13 protein-coding genes are annotated in these 15784 nt (G+C 68.0%); 8 read left to right on the plus strand and 5 right to left on the minus strand.

What is annotated here, in order from left to right:
• Nucleotides 1-53 precede the first annotated feature (53 nt).
• Entirely contained in the window at nucleotides 54-641 is a 588-nt protein-coding gene (locus IPG72_08520; protein ID MBK6769038.1) for an RNA polymerase sigma factor, read from the plus strand.
• 27 nt (nucleotides 642-668) lie between these two features.
• Here IPG72_08520 and gyrB read toward each other — a convergent pair whose 3' ends face one another.
• The 3 genes from gyrB to IPG72_08535 all read right to left on the minus strand — a co-directional run bounded on the left by gyrB (nucleotide 669) and on the right by IPG72_08535 (nucleotide 4846).
• On the minus strand, nucleotides 669-2597 hold the full coding sequence (gene gyrB / locus IPG72_08525; protein ID MBK6769039.1) for a DNA topoisomerase (ATP-hydrolyzing) subunit B: 1929 nt from the start codon (nucleotides 2595-2597) through the stop codon (nucleotides 669-671).
• Nucleotides 2598-2720: 123 nt separating this feature from the next.
• Entirely contained in the window at nucleotides 2721-3797 is a 1077-nt protein-coding gene (locus IPG72_08530) for a peptidoglycan bridge formation glycyltransferase FemA/FemB family protein (protein MBK6769040.1), read from the minus strand.
• Entirely contained in the window at nucleotides 3794-4846 is a 1053-nt protein-coding gene (locus IPG72_08535; protein MBK6769041.1) for a peptidoglycan bridge formation glycyltransferase FemA/FemB family protein, read from the minus strand. The genes IPG72_08530 and IPG72_08535 overlap by 4 nt, the downstream gene beginning before the upstream one ends.
• Before the next feature lie 152 nt (nucleotides 4847-4998).
• Between IPG72_08535 and ndhC the strand changes: the two genes are divergently transcribed.
• From ndhC to IPG72_08570, 7 genes are all read left to right on the plus strand, one after another.
• Nucleotides 4999-5355, plus strand: a complete 357-nt coding sequence (gene ndhC / locus IPG72_08540) for an NADH-quinone oxidoreductase subunit A (protein ID MBK6769042.1) — start codon at nucleotides 4999-5001, stop codon at nucleotides 5353-5355.
• Nucleotides 5356-5392: 37 nt separating this feature from the next.
• Nucleotides 5393-6670, plus strand: a complete 1278-nt coding sequence (gene nuoH / locus IPG72_08545) for an NADH-quinone oxidoreductase subunit NuoH (GenBank protein MBK6769043.1) — start codon at nucleotides 5393-5395, stop codon at nucleotides 6668-6670.
• A complete protein-coding gene (locus tag IPG72_08550) occupies nucleotides 6667-7266 on the plus strand; it encodes an NADH-quinone oxidoreductase subunit J (protein MBK6769044.1) in 600 nt (199 codons plus the stop codon). The genes nuoH and IPG72_08550 overlap by 4 nt, the downstream gene beginning before the upstream one ends.
• 32 nt (nucleotides 7267-7298) lie before the next feature.
• Entirely contained in the window at nucleotides 7299-7622 is a 324-nt protein-coding gene (gene nuoK, locus IPG72_08555; GenBank protein MBK6769045.1) for an NADH-quinone oxidoreductase subunit NuoK, read from the plus strand.
• A gap of 127 nt (nucleotides 7623-7749) precedes the next feature.
• Complete coding sequence (locus IPG72_08560) at nucleotides 7750-10041, plus strand: NADH-quinone oxidoreductase subunit L (GenBank protein MBK6769046.1); 2292 nt, start codon at nucleotides 7750-7752, stop codon at nucleotides 10039-10041.
• A gap of 87 nt (nucleotides 10042-10128) precedes the next feature.
• Complete coding sequence (locus IPG72_08565) at nucleotides 10129-11769, plus strand: NADH-quinone oxidoreductase subunit M (protein MBK6769047.1); 1641 nt, start codon at nucleotides 10129-10131, stop codon at nucleotides 11767-11769.
• A gap of 77 nt (nucleotides 11770-11846) precedes the next feature.
• Nucleotides 11847-13412 (plus strand): NADH-quinone oxidoreductase subunit N, encoded by a 1566-nt coding sequence (locus IPG72_08570; GenBank protein ID MBK6769048.1) that lies wholly within the window; start codon nucleotides 11847-11849, stop codon nucleotides 13410-13412.
• A gap of 124 nt (nucleotides 13413-13536) precedes the next feature.
• Here the strand turns inward: IPG72_08570 and IPG72_08575 are convergent, their stop codons facing one another.
• Both IPG72_08575 and IPG72_08580 read right to left on the minus strand, forming a co-directional pair.
• On the minus strand, nucleotides 13537-14559 hold the full coding sequence (locus IPG72_08575; GenBank protein ID MBK6769049.1) for a sortase: 1023 nt from the start codon (nucleotides 14557-14559) through the stop codon (nucleotides 13537-13539).
• A gap of 344 nt (nucleotides 14560-14903) precedes the next feature.
• Nucleotides 14904-15755 carry a hypothetical protein gene (locus IPG72_08580; GenBank protein ID MBK6769050.1) on the minus strand — a complete coding sequence of 284 codons (852 nt, stop codon included), beginning with the start codon at nucleotides 15753-15755 and terminating at the stop codon, nucleotides 14904-14906.
• Nucleotides 15756-15784 lie beyond the last annotated feature (29 nt).

The raw sequence follows: 15784 nt of genomic DNA on the forward strand, positions 1-15784 counted from the left end.
CCGATCGTCCACCATATTGACGGCCGCTGCCGGCCGCCCTAGACTGACCTGCTGTGTCGAGTGAACGTCAGGACAGAGTGCACGGCGGCCGGAGCGAGACGGACCTCATCGCGGCTGCGCGGCTCGACGCGTCCGCGTTCGGCGAGGTCTACCACCGCAACGCCCAGCGGATCTACGCCTACGTCTACCGGCGCGTCGGCAACCCGATGGCGGCCGAAGACCTGACGGCGCGCACGTTCCTGCAGGCGTTCGCCGGCTTCGGCTCGTACGTCGACCGCGGCGTGCCGCTGACGGCGTGGCTGTACCGCATCGCGCACAACGTCTGCGCGAACTGGCTGCGCGACGAGCCGCCGGATGCGCTGAGCTTGGCCAAGGTGGACGTGCCGGACCCGACGGACTGGGCCGGCGACGCGTTCGCGCAGCACCTAATGGCCGTCCAGCGCGTTCGGGACGCCGTCAAGCGGCTGTCGGACGAACGGCGGCGGCTCGTGCAGCTGAAGTTCTACGAGGGCCTGTCCAACGCCGAGATCGCCGATCGGCTGGACCGGACGGAGAGCGCGATCAAGAGCTTGGTCCATCGGACGATGGCCGAGTTGAAGCGGCTGTTGGACGGGGGGTTGCACGTCGGCGAGGGCGCGTAGGGCGCGGGACTGCCCAGTAACAGCGTACTAGATATCCAGGTTCCGCACGGCCGATGCGTGCGTCAGGATGAACCGCCGCCGCGGCGAGACCTCGCTGCCCATCAGCATCTCGAACGTCAGGTCCGCGGCCGCCGCATCGTCGATCGAAACGCGCAGCAGCTGGCGGTTCACCGGATCCATCGTCGTTTCCCAGAGCTGGCTGGCGTTCATCTCGCCCAGGCCCTTGTAGCGCTGAATCGACACGTTCGTCCGCTCGGCTGCGGCGGCGATGAGCGCTTCCTTCTGACCTTCGCTGTAGGCGTACGTCTTCGTCTTGCCGGCCTTCACCAAATAGAGCGGCGGCTGAGCGACGTGCAGGTGGCCCGCTTCGATGAGCTGAGGCATGTAGCGGTAGAAGAACGTGAGCAGCAGCGTGCGAATGTGGCTGCCGTCGACGTCGGCGTCGGTCATGATGATCACGCGCCCGTAGCGCAGGTGCGATAGGTCCACGTCGTCGCCGATGCCGATGCCGAGCGCTTGGACGAGCGCCCGGATCTCGTTGTTGTGAAGGATCTTGTCCAGGCGCGCCTTCTCGACGTTCAGGATCTTGCCCCGCAGCGGCAGGATCGCCTGGAACTGCCGGTCCCGCCCCTGCTTGGCCGTGCCGCCGGCGCTGTCGCCCTCGACGATGTAGACCTCGGCGTTTTCCGGCTTGCGCGTCACGCAGTCGGCCAGCTTGCCGGGCAGCGCCGAACTCTCGAGCGCGCTCTTGCGGATCACGAGGTCACGCGCCTGCCGAGCGGCCGACCGGGCGCGGGCCGCGGTCAGGCACTTCTCGACGATGACCCGGCCCTCGCGCGGGTTCTCGGACAACCAGCCCGCGAACGCGTCGCCGACCGCGTTCTCGACGTGCTGCCGGACGTCGGCGTTCAGGAGCTTGACCTTCGTCTGGCTCTCGAACTGCGGATCCGGCACCTTGACGCTGATGATCGCCGTGATCCCTTCGCGCGTGTCGTCGCCCGAGAAGCTGGCGTCGGCATCCTTGATCAGGCCGGCCTTGCGGGCATAGTCGTTGATCACGCGCGTGAGCGCGGCGCGGAAGCCCGTGAGGTGCACGCCGCCATCGGGCGTGACGATCGTGTTCGCGAACGAGTACGTGTTCTCCACGAACGCGTCCGTGTACTGCCACGCCACCTCTACCTGGGTGCCTTCGACCTCGCGCTCGACGTGGACCGCCGGATGGAGCGTGACGCGTTCGCGGTTCAGGTACTGGACGAAGCTGCGCACCCCGCCCTCGAAGCAGAACGTCGTTTCGAGGGCCGGCGACTGCCGCTCGTCGCGCAGCCGCACCGTCAGGCCGCGGGTCAGGAACGCCATCTCGCGCAGGCGATGCCGCAGCGCGTCGTAGCGGACGTCGGCGTCCTCGAAGATCGTCGGATCGGCCGCGTACGTGATCCGCGTGCCGCGCTCGTCGGCGGCGGTCAGCGGGCGGACGCGCTCGATATCGCCGATCGGGATGCCGCGCTCGAAGCGCTGACGCCAGAGATGGCCGTCGCGGTAAACGTCGGCCTCGAGGTAGGCGGACAGCGCGTTGACGGCCGATACGCCGACGCCGTGCAGGCCGCCCGAGACCTTGTAGCCGCCGCCGCCGAACTTGCCGCCGGCGTGAAGCTTCGTCATGACGGTCTCGAGCGTGCTGCGGCCGGTGGCCGGATGCGTCTCGACCGGGATCCCACGGCCGTTGTCCCGCACGCTGATCGCACCATCCGCCAGCACGGAAACCTCGATGTGGTCGCACTCGCCGGCCATCGCCTCGTCGACGGCGTTGTCGACGACCTCGAAGACCATGTGGTGCAGCGCTTTGAGGTCCGTGCCGCCGACGTACATGCCGGGGCGGCGGCGGACGGCCTCGAGGCCCTCGAGGACTTGAATGGATGCGGCGGTGTAGTCCGAGGTGAGCGTCGTGGAATCGGTCATGCGTTCCTCATCCCAGAGAGCGCCGGCGCGCGGCCGAAGCATGAATCGACGGTGTCGACGACAGATCGACAACGCCAAGAGTTTACCATAACCAAACCTGGCGGGCAAGCCGCGGGGTGCCGTTCAGCGAAGTCGCAGCCAGCCCCGCCGCGCCCGACCCGCCGCCCGCAGCGCCAGGCCAACCGCGGGCCGCGCACTGTAGTCCCACGCGCCAAGCTGGGGCGCCAGCACGGCGCCGAAGCCCTCCTTGAAACGCGCGACTCCTGCCAAGGGATCGCTCTCGTCCGACGGGTCCGTCGGGCCGCCCCACCAGTCGAACACCCGGCACCCTTGCTCGGCCGCCCATACCTGGCAGGCGTGCATCACCGCGTGCGGCGCCATGTCCTCGCGCCCTTCGTCGGCCGACGCGCCGTACAGGTACCACGCGGTGCGGCCGAAGCGCACCGGGATCGCGCCAGCCAGCGCCCGCCCGTCGCGCTCGGCCAAGACGACGACGGCGCGGCCGGAACGCAGAAACGCTCGCCATGCGTCGCGATAGTAGTCGCCCGAGCGGATCGCAAACCCCTGCCGCCTGGCCGTGGCGGCGTACAGCGCCAAGAACGTCTCGATGTCATCCTCGCCGCCGAGGCGCACCCGAACACCGCGTCGCTCGGCCAGACGAACGTTGTAGCGCGTCTTCGGTCGATAGGCCGCCGCCAGCGCAGCGTCGATCGTTGCGTACGTCGCGCCGTCCGCCGCCGGCAGCGGCGAGCGCATCGTGTTCGGGAACTGGATCTGATCGTCCGACCGCCGCCAGCCACGGCTGCGCCAGAGGTCGGAGATGTCCGACCGATCGAGCCCAATGTCCGGATCGATCTTGAGCACCGCCAGCCCGCGGCGACGCGCCAACGCTTCGAGATCTCCGAGGACGATCGACCACGCCTCGCGTTCCGTTCGGCCCGCACCGGTAACGAACGGCCCCTTGGTGGCGTACCCGACGCGCAGCGGCGACCGACCAACCCGGCGTTCGAGCACCTGTGCCGCCGCCCACTCGGCGCCGGGACCGCCCCATGTGAACCGTGTGGCCGACCATCCCCACCGCGCCTTCAGCTCCCCCCAGGCCCAACTCTGCAGCACGTGCGGCGACGGAACACCCGCGGCATCCGCGTCGAGGCGCGCGAGCAGGGCGTCCCATGCGATCGCGTCGTCGATCGCCCTCACTCGCCGCCCCGGGCCATGGCCGCGGCGATCCAGCCCGCCGCGCGATAGCGCACCGGCGCATATACGTCGTCCCACGTGCCGACGGCGCGCCAGACCGTGCCGCCGAAGCCGCGCTTGAAGCGCCAGACCCCCCACAGCCCCCCCGTCGCCGGCGGCACCGCGTCCGGATCGGCGCCCGCGGCCCATGCCCGCCCGATCTCGTCCGGAACGCCCCAGAAGTCGTAGCGGACCAGACCGGCGGCGCATGCGTCCGTGATCGCCGCCCACTGCACGGCGTGGCCGGGCATCCGTTGTCGGTCGTCATCGCCCGATGCGCCGTACAGATACGTCGCGGTCGTGCCGTGGTGGACGATGAGCGCCGCCGCCAGCGTGCGGCCCGACGCACGGGCCACCCACAACCGGGCGGCGGGGCCGAACGCCGCCGCGACGTCGGCGTGGTAGCCGCGGGCCCGCTCACCGATGCCGTGCCGCCGCGCGGTGGCGTGAAGCAGGTCCTCGAACGTTTCGAAATCGCCGGCCGCGGCCGCCTCGACCGTGACGCCGTGGCGCTCGGCGAGGCCGATGTTGTAGCGCCACTTCGGCTTCATCGCCGCGAGCAGCGCGGCGGGGCCGAGCGTGAGATCGAGCAAGAGCGTGCTCGGCGGCTGGATCGGGACGGCTTCGACGAGGCCGGCCGCCTCGAGCTTGCCGCGCGCAGCGGGCGAGTCCGCCCAATGCGGCTCGAGGCGCAGGACGACGACGCGGCGGCGATAGCGTTCACGGAGCGCGGCCAGGAGCACCGGCCACGCCGGGTCGGCGGCAGAGGCGACGGGTCCCCGCGGGACGTAGGCGATGTGTCCGCCGAGGCGTGGCCGCAGAAGCGCCTGTGCGCCGGCGACGGGCGCTCCGTCGCGGCCGATGACGACGGTTCGCTCGACCGTCCACCCTTGGGCGGAGCGGACGCGCGCCCAGGCGCTTCCCTGCAGGAAGTGGCCGGACGGATGGGCTGCGACGAACGCATCCCACGGCCCGTCGTCGATTTCGAGGCGCGTCTCCGGGCGGCCGATCATGCCTGCCAGGGTATCACAGGCGACCGCCTTCGGGGCCGGAACGGGCCGGCACCGGGGGTCGGCGAGAATCGTTGCATCACCTCCGCATGTGGTTTATGATCCCGCGCTGCCGGCCCGGCGACCGGTCGGCGCAGCACGAGGAGGAGGGGGCTGTGGGGGAAAACTGGGCCTTTGTGGCCATCCTGACCGTCATCGCCCTGACGATCCCGATCCTCGGCATCCTCGCCGCAATGGTGTTGGCCCCGAGGCGTCCGGGGGTGATCAAGAACTCCACGTACGAGTGCGGCCTCGAGACCGTCGGCGACGCATGGGTGCAGTTCAAGGTCCAGTACTACCTGTACGCGCTGATCTTCGTGCTCTTCGACGTCGAGACCGTCTTTCTTTACCCTTGGGCCGTCGCGTATCAGTCGCTGCCCCTGTTGGCGCTCTTCGAGATGATCATCTTCCTGCTCATCCTCGGCATCGGCCTCGTGTACGCCTGGCGCAAGGGTGCGCTGGAGTGGATCTAGGTCGCGCACCGTTCTTCCCGCCTCACGGAGCACCGCCATGCTGCATGCGCTGCCCCTAGCCGAATCGCTGGCTGAGACGACGACGTCGCTCAGCGGCTGGCTCACCGGCCTGTTCTCCGGCACCGCGCCGGGTCCGGGCGAGTCGTCGTCGGCCGCCGGCATCATCGTGGCCTCGATCCTGAAAGCCACCGTGATCGTCCTGATCGTTCAGATCGGGATGCTCTACGCCACGTGGGGCGAGCGCAAGATCATCGGCCGCATGCAGGACCGGCTCGGGCCGAATCGTGTGGGCCTGTTCGGGTTGGCACAGCCCTTCGCCGACATGATCAAGATGCTCACGAAGGAAGACATCACGCCAACCGCCGCCCACAAGTGGGTGTACAACCTTGGGGCGATCCTCGTCGTGCCGCCTGCGATCATCGGGTTCGCCGTCGTCGCGCTCGACCGCAACCTCATCGCCGCCGACCTGTCGATCGGTGCGCTCTTCTTCTTCGCCATCGGCTCGACGGCCGTGATGCCGATCTTCATGGCCGGCTGGGGATCGCGCAACAAGTACGCCCTGTTGGGAGCGATGCGCGCCGTGGCGCAGGTCGTCTCCTATGAGATCCCGCAGGTGCTGTCGATCGTCGGCGTGCTGCTTCTGGCGGGCACACTGTCGATGAACGGCCTGATTCACAGCCAGGGCCCCATCGGCGATGCCTTCCCCGGCGTCTGGTTCATTCTCCTGCAGCCGATCGCCTTCGTCATCTTCCTGCTGGCCACGACCGCCGAGATCGAGCGGACACCGTTCGACATCCCGGAGGCGGAGAGCGAGATCATCGCCGGCTACCACACCGAGTACGCGGGCATCAAGTTCGGCCTGTTCTACCTTGCCCTCTACTTCGTCACGATCTCCGCTTCGGCGGTCGGCGCAATCCTGTTCCTCGGCGGCTGGCAGCCTCCGTTCGGATTCCTGGCCGGCATTCCCGGCTGGATCTGGATGACCGGCAAGACGCTGGCGCTCGTGTTCGTCTTCATGTGGCTGCGCGGCACGCTGCCGCGCCTGCGCGTCGACCAGCTCATGGCGTTCGCGTGGAAGGTGCTCGTGCCGATCAGCCTGATCAACCTCATGGTGACCGGCCTGCTGGCCAAGCTCGTCGCCGGCTGGGCGCCATGGAAGGTGCTCGGCGCGTTCACGGTCGCCAACATCGTCATGGTCGCTCTGCTGATCTGGCTCGTCGCAGGGTGGCGCCGCTTCAATGCGGCCCGGCAGATCACGTTCGAGCGCCCGGCCGTCAAGGCCGTCGGCGCTGCGCTGCGCAGGGGTGCCGCATGATGGAGATGCTCGCCTTCGGCCTCGTGGCCGGCGTGGCGGTCGGCGGCGCAATCGGTGTCGTTGCGGCGCGCAACGTGTTCGTTTCCGCCCTTTGGCTCGTCCTCTCGTTCATCGGGGTGGCCGGGATCTACGCCATCCTCGGCGCGGACTTCCTGGCCGCGACCCAGGTGCTCATCTATGTCGGCGCGATCAGCGTGCTGATTCTCTTTGCGGTCATGCTGACGCACCACGTCATGGGCGACGAGCGGGCGAACAATCGACAGGCGTTCCTGGCATTCATCGTCAGCAGCTCGGTCGTCGCCGCGCTCGGCGTGCTGGCCTATCGCACGGACTGGCCCGTCCGCCCGGCCGACGCCGGCGGCTCGGTGGTCACGGCGATGCGCGGCGACGTGGCCGGCGGCGGCGCAGCATCCGCAGCGGCGCTGACCGGGGCAAGCACCACGCTTACGTCGACGATCGACGTCGCGCTGAACCAGGACTCGAACGTCGTTCGGCTCGGACAGGCGCTGATGACCGAGCACCTGCTGTCCTTCGAGATCATCTCGCTGGTGTTGCTCGTGGCGCTGATCGGCGCCATCGTCATCGCGCGCGATTAGCGCGGGCGCGAGGAGGGGGCATGGAGGCGTCGATCCCGCTGTGGTGGTACCTTCTGGTGGCCGCTACGCTGTTCGGCACGGGTTTGTTCGGAGCGCTGTCGCGGCGGAATGCGGTCGGCGTCCTGATGGGCATCGAGCTCATGTTGAACGGTGCCAACGTCAATGCCGTCGCTTTCTGGCGCTACATTGCCGTCCCGTCCGGCGCCGGATTGAACGGCATGGACGGGCAGGTGTTCGCGATCATGGTCATCGCCTTGGCCGCGGCCGAGGCGGCGGTCGGCTTGGCGCTCATCATCTCGATCTACCGCAACCGCCAGTCGGTGCTCGTCGAGGACTTCAACACGATGCGGGGCTGACCCTTTCGACCCCGCCGGGATTTCGGGGCGCTCGTTCGCAGCGCATGTCATGGATGAGAAGACCAAGCCCGATCGACCCGTTCGATCGTCTCGATGGTTCATGTGCACAGACGCGTGAGAGGAACGGATGTTGGATCTCGCCGCGCTCGCCGCAAATGCATGGCTCGTGCCGTTGTTCACGGCGCTTGCGTTCGTCATCATCCTCGTTCAGATCTGGACGGGGCGTGGCGGGCGCAGCTCGGCCTACACGGCGATTGCCGGTGTGGCGGCGAGTGGCGCGTACAGCGTGTTCCTGTTCCTCGCCAGCCTCAGCGGAAGCGCCGAGGAGCTAAGCCACTCGCCGGCGATGAGCCGGACGCTCGATTGGCTGCCGCTCGGCGACGGATATCTCCGCTTCGGCATCCTCGTCGATCCGCTCGGCGCGGCGACGGCCGCGATGGTCGGCATCGCCTGCCTCATGATCTTCATCTACTCGTCGTCCTACATGGGCGCGGAGTTCGAACGCTACACGGATCCGACGACCGGTGAAGTCGACCGGGCGCTGGGCCGGGCGCGCTACGCCCGCTTCTTCGCCTACGTCTCATTGTTCGCCACCGGCATGTTCGGCTTCGTCCTGGCCAGCAACTTGGTGCAGGCGCTCCTTTTTTGGGAGATCATGGGCCTGTGCTCGTTCCTCCTGATCGGCTTCTGGAACTTCAAGCCGTCGGCGGCTGAAGCGGCCAAGAAGGCGTTCATGACGACCCGGATCGGCGACATGGGCCTGTTCGTCGGGATCATGATGCTCTTCGCGTTCCTCGGCACGACCGACTACACCGCCCTGATGCGCCCGGAGAGCCTGGCGCGACTGCAGGGCATCGGCCCGATCGACGGTTGGCTCAGCGGCATGCTCGGCTACGAGGTCTACGTGCCGCTCGGCGGCGTCTCGGTGGCGGCGCTCGTCGCTCTTTGCCTGTTCGGCGGCTCGATCGGCAAGAGCGCGCAGTTCCCGCTGCACGTCTGGCTGCCCGACGCCATGGAGGGTCCCACGCCGGTCTCGGCGATGATCCATGCCGCGACGATGGTCTCGGCCGGTGTCTTCCTCATCGCCCGCCTGTACCCGGTCTTCGCGTCGGCGAATGTCGATCACCCGGATCAGATCAGCGGTGCGATGTACGCCGTCGCGGCCATCGGCGCACTGACAGCCCTCCTCGCGGCCACGATCGGGATGGCGCAGTACGACATCAAGCGCGTGCTCGCCTTCTCGACGATCAGCCAGCTTGGCTACATGGTCATGGCGCTCGGAATCGGCGCCTACGTGGCGGCGGTGTTCCACCTGTTGACCCACGCCTTCTTCAAGGCGCTCCTCTTCCTCGGCAGCGGTTCGGTCATCCACGGCGTCGAACACGGGATGCACGAGGGGCACGGCCACGGCGGGGGTCATGCCGCCGACGCAGACCACCACGATCGGCAATCGGGCATCCCCGGAGTGGCGGCGGCTGACGCGCACGATCCGCAGGACATGCGCAACATGGGCGGATTGGCTAAGCGGATGCCGCTCACGTACGTCACGTTCCTGGCCGGCACGCTCGCGCTCACCGGCGTGCCGGTGTTCAGCGGCTTCTGGAGCAAGGATGAGATCCTGTCCGACGCGTTCCACAAGATGGGCGACGGTCACATGATCGCGCTCGTCGTCTGGGTGCTCGGGACGGCGGCGGCCTTCGTCACGGCGTTCTACATGGCCCGGCAGGTCTTCATGGTCTTTGCAGGCCCGCCCTCGACGGACGCCGCCGCTCACGCCCCCGAGAGCGCGCCGGCGATGGTCTACCCGCTCGTGGTCCTGTCCGTATTCGCGATCTTCCTCGGCCTCGTCGGCGTTCCGGCCAGCTTCCCGATCATCGGGCCGCTGCTCGGCGGCAACCCGTTCCACCACTACATGGGCTACCTGCTCTCGGGCGGCGCGTTCGAGACGCACGCCTTCAACGCCCTGCCGGCACTCGCCTCGGTCGGCGCGGCGGCCACCGGGTGGGGCCTCGGCTACGCGCTGTACGGTCGCCAGCCGGCTGCGGCGCGATCGCGTGACCCGCTGGCTTCGGTGATCGGCGCGCCCTTGTTCCGGCTCCTGAACCGCAAGTACTACATCGACGAAATCTACGACGCGACGATCATCAAGGGCTCGGTGGCCTTCGCCAAGCTCAACGCGTGGTTCGACCGCCGGGCCGTGGACGGCGCCGTCAACGGCGCCAGCTGGCTCGGCAGCCGCGGGGCGACGGTGAACGGCTGGATCGACAGCCGGATCGTCGACGGCACGGTCACCCTCGTGGCGATGGTCAGCGGCGAGTTGTCCCGCTGGATGCGTTGGCTGCAGACCGGCCGCGTTCAACAGTACCTGCTGCTCGCCTTCGTCGGCGTGCTGATCTTTCTGGCCATGAACGTGCTGTAGGTCGTCGCGCCCGCCCCGATTCACCCAGTTCCGCCGCGCGGCCCAGCATCCGAGGAGGACCCGTCGCTCATGTCGCTCGCAAGCAACATCCTGACGCTCATCACGTTCCTCCCGCTCGTCGGCATGGCCATCGTCATGCTGCTGCGGGACGACCGCCCGATCAAGCAGATGGCGATCTATTGGAGCCTGCTGCCATTGGCGCTGTCCGCGTACCTTTGGTATGCCTACGACACGTCGGCGGCCGGATTCCAGTTCGAGCAATTCGCGCCATGGATCGGCCTCGGCGCGAACTACGGCATCAACTACCACGTCGGCGTCGACGGGTTCAGCGTGCCGCTCATCTTCCTCACGTGCCTGTTGACAACCATCAGCCTGTGGTACAGCGCCGGGGTGATCGAGACCCGCGTCAAAGAGTACTTCGCGCTCTTCATGCTCCTTCAAGTGGGCATGCTCGGCGTGTTCGTTTCGCTCGACCTGTTCATGTTCTATGTCTTCTTCGAGATCGGCCTTGTTCCGATGTACTTCCTCATCGGGATCTGGGGTGGTCCCCGGCGGGAATACGCGGCCATCAAGTTCTTCCTGTACACGCTCGCCGGCAGCGTCCTGATGCTCCTCGCGCTGATCAGCGTCGTCTTCAATACGCAGAGCTTCAGTCTCGTCCGCGGCGACATGATCTCGCAGTTCGTCAGCCCTGCGGCGCCGATTCCGTTCCTCTCCAATCCGACCGGCACCGCGGCCATGCTCGCCTTCCTCGGCTTCCTGGTGGCGATGCTCATCAAGATGCCGAGCTTCCCGTTCCACACCTGGCTGCCTGACGCCCACGTCGAGGCGCCGACGGCGGGTTCGGTCATCCTGGCCGGCGTCCTGTTGAAGCTCGGCACGTTCGGCCTCGTCCGGGTCGTCATGCCGTTGTTCCCCGGCGCGTTCCGCAGCCTGGCCATTCCGATCGGATTCCTCGCCTTCACGTCGATCGTGTACGGCGCGATGGTGGCGATGGCCCAGTGGGACTTCAAGAAGTTGATCGCGTACTCGTCCGTCAACCACATGGGCTATGTGCTGCTTGGCTTGACGGCGTCCGTGGTGGCAGTCTCCTCCGCCAAGGACGGCGATGCGCAGACCGCGGCCAACATCCTGCAGGCCCGGCAGGCCGGGATCGACGGCGCCGTGCTCCAGATGTACGCCCACGGCATCATCACCGGCGCGCTGTTCCTCCTCGTCGGCATGATCTACGACACGCGCACCCACGAGCGCGACTTCCGCAAGCTCGGTGGCGGCCTTTGGCGCACGGTGCCGCGCTACGGCACGTTCCTCATCGTCGCCGCCTTCGCCAGCCTCGGCCTGCCGAGCCTTGCCGGCTTCGTGGCCGAGTTCCTCGTCTTCAACGGCGCGTTCGGCGTGGCGCTCAACGGCAACCTGCCGTTCTTGATTCTGACCGGTCTCTCGGTGCTGGGCATCGTCTTCACGGCGGCCTTCATCCTGTGGAAGGTTATCCAGATGCTCCTCCTCGGCCCGCAGAACGAGAAGTGGATCGGCACGCCGGACTTGAAGCGGAACGAGATGCTCATGCTCCTGCCGCTCATCGTCTACATGATCCTGTACGGCGTATATCCGAGGTGGATCCTAGACACGATCCACCCGACGACCGCAAGCCTCGTCACGACGATGGACACCGTGCTCAACGCGCCCGTGGCCGCCGATGCACCGGCCGCCGAGCCGGCGGCGCCGTAACGGGCCTGGCCTTGCCCCTTGGCCGGTTCGTCCACGCCCATTCCGGTGCACAGTAGCCCGCCGCCCTGGAGCCCGACGTGTCCAACCTGAGCGCATCCCTCGTCCAGTTCAGCCCGGAGTTGATCCTCGTGATCGGCGCCGCCGTGCTGTTGACCGTCGACCTCGTCTCCAACGGCCGCGAAGCCGGGCAGAACGCGATCGGCCTCGGCACGATCCTGCTCGCGCTCGTCGCGACGTTCTGGCTCTGGCCGGGCGGACTGTTCACCGCCGACGGCGGTCTCTTCGCGACGTACGTCGATGGCGCGCTCGTGCGGCCCGGCGCGTTCGTGAGCGACGGGTTCACGCACTTCTTTCGCATGATCAGTCTGGTTTCGACGGGCCTCGTGTGGGTGTCGGGCGTGACGTTCATGCGTGGCCGAACGGCGTTCAGAGGCGAGTTCGGCGCGTTCCTGCTGTTTTGTGCCACGGCAATGAACCTCATGGCCGGCGCCAACGACCTCATCCTGGTGCTGGTGGCCATCGAGTTCCTTTCGATTACGAGCTACGTGCTCACCGGCTTCCTGCGTGAGAACGCGCGCTCGAACGAGGCCGGCCTGAAGTACTTCCTCTACGGCTCGATCACGAGCGCCGCGATGATCTTCGGGTTGACGTATCTCTTCGGTGCCACCGGGACGACGTCGCTGCCGCTGATCGCCGACGCCGTCCGATCACCGGACAATTTGCTGATCAAGGACCTGTCGGGCGTCATCATCCCGGCGCTGCTGCTCGTCCTGGCCGGTCTCGGGTTCAAGATCGCGCTCGTGCCGTTCCACCAGTGGGCGCCCGACGCCTACGAGGGCGCACCGACGCCGGTCACGAGCTTCCTGTCCGTCGGCCCGAAGGCCGCGGGCATGGCCGTCCTGCTGCGCATGTTCTTCAGCGCGTTCGACGCGCCGCTGCTCACGCCGCATTGGATCGGCCTGATCGGCCTGCTCGCCGGCGCCACGATGATCCTCGGCAACCTGGCGGCGCTCGGCCAGACGGACATCAAGCGTCTGATGGCGTACTCGTCCATCGCTCAGGCCGGCTACATGCTTGTCGGCGTCGCGTCGTTCGGCGCAACGACGATGGGCAGTCTGACCGCCCTCGGCACCGTGGTGCTCTACATCCTGGCTTACATCTTCACGAACATTGGACTGTTTGCGTGCATCATCGCCGTTGACCATGCCACCGGCGACAGTCGCGTGGATGCCTACGACGGCCTCATGCGCCGCGCCCCGCTGCTGGCGGTGGCGATGGTCATCTTCTTCCTGTCCCTGGTCGGTGTGCCGCCGCTCGCCGGATTCATCGGCAAGTTCGCCGTCTTCAGCGCCGCCGTCACCACGAACCACACAACGCTGGCGGTGCTCGGCGTGCTGACCGGGGTGATCGCCGCGGTGTACTACTTCCGGGTCGTGCGGGCGATGTTCTTTCGCCCGGCGCCGGACGGCGCCGCCCCGATCCGGATCTCACCGTCCGCGTCATTCGTCATCTGGGCTTGCCTGGCGATGACGATCCTGATCGGCGTGCTGCCCGGCACGTTCGTCCGCGTCGCCCGGGATGCGGCGGCCGCGGTGCACGCCCCCAGCGCCGAGGGTGCGACGGTCGACGCCGGACACGAGTAGACGGTAGACGATCACGGGTCACGGGTCACGAGTAGACGGAACCCGTAGACAAGAACGAGTCGACGGACAGCAGACGGATCGGTCGCGGAGTGTACCCGTCAGCGCGGATCGGTCGAACCGTCGGTCAATCGCGAACGGTCCCCGACGCGGCATAGACCGTCAGCTCGGGCACCAGTTCGGTGAAGACCACCAGCCGCTTGTTGTACGTGCCGTTGCCGTAGTCCCACACACCCTGACACGTGATCAGGTTGAGGTTGGGCGCAAGCGACTCGCCGAAGATCGTGTCGATCACGTCGTCCTTGGCATCGTAGTCGTACTCCGCCAGCTCCTGGACGATGAACGTGTAGCGGTCGCCGCCCTCATACGTGATGATCGCCTCGTCGCCCGGTGACAGCCGGTTCAGCATCCAGAACACCGCCGGCCCGCCCGTGCTCGTATCGAAGTGGCCCGCGATCACCGAGTTGCCGGTCGCACCCGGCATGGGGCCGCCCTCGTACCACGCGACGTTCATCCAGTCCTGCGGCACGTCCATCGCCCGCTCGGCCGTCAGGCCGACGTGCTCGATGACGGCATCCACGCCGATTGCCGGGATCTCGAGCCGCACCGGAACGCCGGCCGCGGCGATCACATCCTCCGTCGGCGTCGGTGGAACCGTTGCCGACGGCCACGGGGTGATCGATGGAACGGGCGTCGCCGAAGGCTCGGGTGTGGCCGACGGGCGCACGAACGCCGGGGGCACCCACGCGCTGCCGGCGTCCTTCGCCCGACGCCACCACGGCGTTTCCGGTGCCAGCGGTCGTGCCGCGTCGCCCGCCGCCTCGTGGATGCGGTCGCCTTCGCCCGCGTCGCCCGGCTCGCTGGCGTCGACGGACACGCCGCCCCACGCCGGCAATTCCACGAACGCCTCGTCATCGGCACGACGCGGATCGTCGCGTTCAACATCGGCCGCCGGGACGACCGCCGTGTCCGAGCCGTGGCGCTGTTCGCCCGCGATCGACACCTTGGCCGCCACCGTGTGTTCGGATTCAGCTTTGACCCTGTTCGGGTGCCCGGAACGGGATCCCGAGCCGGCGGCGCCGGTCAGCGTACAGCCGGCGGTCAGCAGAGGCACGGCGAGCACACAAGCCCACCAGCGATTCGGGTGCATCGACGATCGTCCTTGGGGGGTCCGGTTACGACTGCGTTAATTTAGCGCCTTGGCGCGCCCGCGTCAAGCCCCCGGACACAACTTCCGCGCAACAACACGCAGTATAGGACGAACCGTCCCGGCAGACGGTGACGCGCAGACACGCCGCACGCCAGCGCAAGTCACGCTGGCGCACGGCTTCGGCGACCGGAACGGGCCGCTGGTACCCCGCCACTGCAGCATCTCCGGCCTCCGGACTCTGGCGGGCACCCCCGGCATGTCCAGTGGCGGGCTACCAGTACTCGGTCACGGCAGAGTCATGCCTACCTCTGTCGGCCATCCGAAGCGTGTCCAGCGACAGCGTACTAACGCACTGCGGGGGCGGCAGGCGTGCGGGATGCCCCTCCGGCTCCAAGGGGCCCGATCGCCACAGGGGTCGTCGTCACGGTCGAGGCGAAGCCGGGGTCAACCGGCACGCGGAACACGGGCGGTGTCGGCAGTCCTTCCGTCGCCACCGGCGTGAGGTCGGCTTGGCCGATCGCGGCCAGCGTGACCCATGGGTCGAGCCTGCGCGACGAGAGCGCATCGACGAGGTGCAGCACGCGCGTGGGCAACAGCGCCACCGTGACCATCGTCACGCTCGGCTCGCGCGCGCCGGGTGCGCGGCGGACCTCGCCCGTCGTCAGGTCGGGCACGGCAGCGGCTTCGACCACTGCCTGCCCCGCGGCGCTGACCTGAACGACAAGCGCGGCGCGTTCGATCAGCTCGGTGAATCTGCGGTTGTGGTTGTCCCGTCCGGTGCCGTAGATGTTGATCCGGTGGCCGGGGCGCACCCGTCCCCCGACGAGACGGTCGATGCCGGCGGCGAACGACACGATCTCGAGGCGCAGGTCGCGGATGAACCGAACGTCGGTGGCTGGCAGTGCCCTGCCCGTCGTGATCACGTCGCCCGGCGCCAGCGGGGCGGTGGTCATCAGGCCGGCCGCTCCTTCGATCGGGTAGGCCCCGTTGCTGCGCGCGTCGACCTCGCGCATCGGTTGGCCGGCGGCCAGCATGTCCATCGTGAGCAGCGTGTACGGTGCGACCGCCCGATTGGCGACCGCGACGACGATGGTGGCGACGGGTGGTGCCGGCCGGTTGAGGCGGGCAACCCACAGCAGTGCGCCAACGGCGAAGAACGCGACGGCGACGCGGCCGACCCAGACTCGGACGTTCATCCCTGCCTCCTTGTAGAGCGGCTGCCACG

The organism is Candidatus Avedoeria danica (assembly GCA_016703025.1).
GTDB classification, from domain to species: Bacteria; Chloroflexota; Anaerolineae; order Epilineales; family Epilineaceae; genus Avedoeria; species Avedoeria danica.